Annotated in this window: 1 protein-coding gene and 2 pseudogenes; all 3 read right to left on the bottom strand. The window is 26.8% G+C overall.

Annotation, left to right across the window (positions count from 1 at the left end):
* Positions 1 to 411: pseudogene (locus SE27_RS14350) on the bottom strand (hypothetical protein); the annotation flags it as partial.
* Between the two features lie 268 nt (positions 412 to 679).
* Positions 680 to 1,039 carry a hypothetical protein gene (locus SE27_RS13910; RefSeq protein WP_158319087.1) on the bottom strand — a complete coding sequence of 120 codons (360 nt, stop codon included), beginning with the start codon at positions 1,037 to 1,039 and terminating at the stop codon, positions 680 to 682.
* 63 nt (positions 1,040 to 1,102) lie between these two features.
* Positions 1,103 to 1,464, bottom strand: a pseudogene (locus SE27_RS14345) (hypothetical protein); the annotation flags it as partial.

Genomic DNA, 1,464 nt, shown 5'->3' with positions numbered 1-1,464 from the left:
ACAATTATTATTTTTATCTAGAGCAATAAACTCTTTAGTTTGATCTTGTTGCTTTTTACTTATAAAGAAGTGATATTGACATGGTGAACCACAACTACCATAAGCATGGAAAAGATTTTCATTTACTTTATCAACCTGAGGATATCTCATGTTTTTTAAGATAAAAGTAGTTTTATTATCAGAATTTTTTATAATATCACAATACTCTTGATTATGATCTTTACATTTCAACTCAACATTAAATATCTCTTTTGCATAGACATTTGAACCAATAATTGCTCCACAAAATGTAAGAGCTAAAATGATTAAAATTTTAATCTTAAATAGAAAAAAATGTATTATCTTCCTCGGCAAAATTTCAATCATGTTCATACTCTTCTCCACAACCACATCCAGTAATTTCTTCTTCATCTAAAAACTCTATTTCTTGTTCAGAAATTAATTATTTAATTTCTGTCAAATAAGCTCCTGGTACTAAAGCAAGTTCTAAATTATCAGCAGAATCACTATAAACCCGTGCACTACTTTTTTACTCAAATTAATACTCAGCTTCAACTTTTTTAGAATAATTGGTAATATCCCCATGGATGGTACTTATTATTTTGCACCGAATGAAGAAGTATTAGAAAATATTTTAGAAATTTTAAATATGAAAAGCTGGCAAAAGTCAGATTTTTTCTTATGGCACATTAGAATTCCGTATTTCAAGTGCTTCATTGCAGTCTTTCAAACTAGAATAAGCGAAAACTCTTTGCTCATTATTTTCCAATAAAATTGCATCATTATTTGCACCAAACACATTTTTTGAAATTTCACACTTGTAAGAGATTAAATTAAATTTATCTAATATTTCACATTTTGGTTGTTCTAAATTTTCATTAAAACCAAAAGATTTCTTGGAATTTAAATGATCATATGAAAGCTCAATATGATCATTATTTTCAGCTTTAGATGATTGTTTAACCTTAGCTTTAGATGATTTTTTAACCTTAGCTTTTGTGGATTGAGAAGCGACTCCCGTAGTTTTTTGATCTTGCACTTTATCACCACATGCACTTAATAAAATAGCAGTTAAAATTAGTAGCAATTTTTTATTAACATTTCACCTCAACAACTTAAAATAGACTTTCTTATTATCAGAACAAACTCCATAAAAGATACCTGTAAAGCCATATTTTACTGAAGAATTATTCATATAACTTTTACAGTCTAAAAGCAAAGTATCATTAATTCTTTTGAAAGTTATATTTTTTTTGATAATAAGGAGCTCCTTCATAATTATCATCCAAATAATACATACCTAATTTATAATTTTTTAATTCGGCTTGTTTGCTTGCATATCCATTTTTTATAAAATCAACTCCCCCTAATGCTAAGTTAATTTTATCAATATTTAAATTTAGCTCACTATTATTAATTTTATCTACTTTAGCTTTAGCCCATCCAATTTAAACATCTTCACTA

Source organism: Acinetobacter harbinensis (assembly GCF_000816495.1).
GTDB classification, from domain to species: domain Bacteria; phylum Pseudomonadota; class Gammaproteobacteria; order Pseudomonadales; family Moraxellaceae; genus Acinetobacter; species Acinetobacter harbinensis.
This window is presented reverse-complemented; position numbering and strand designations above follow the sequence as displayed.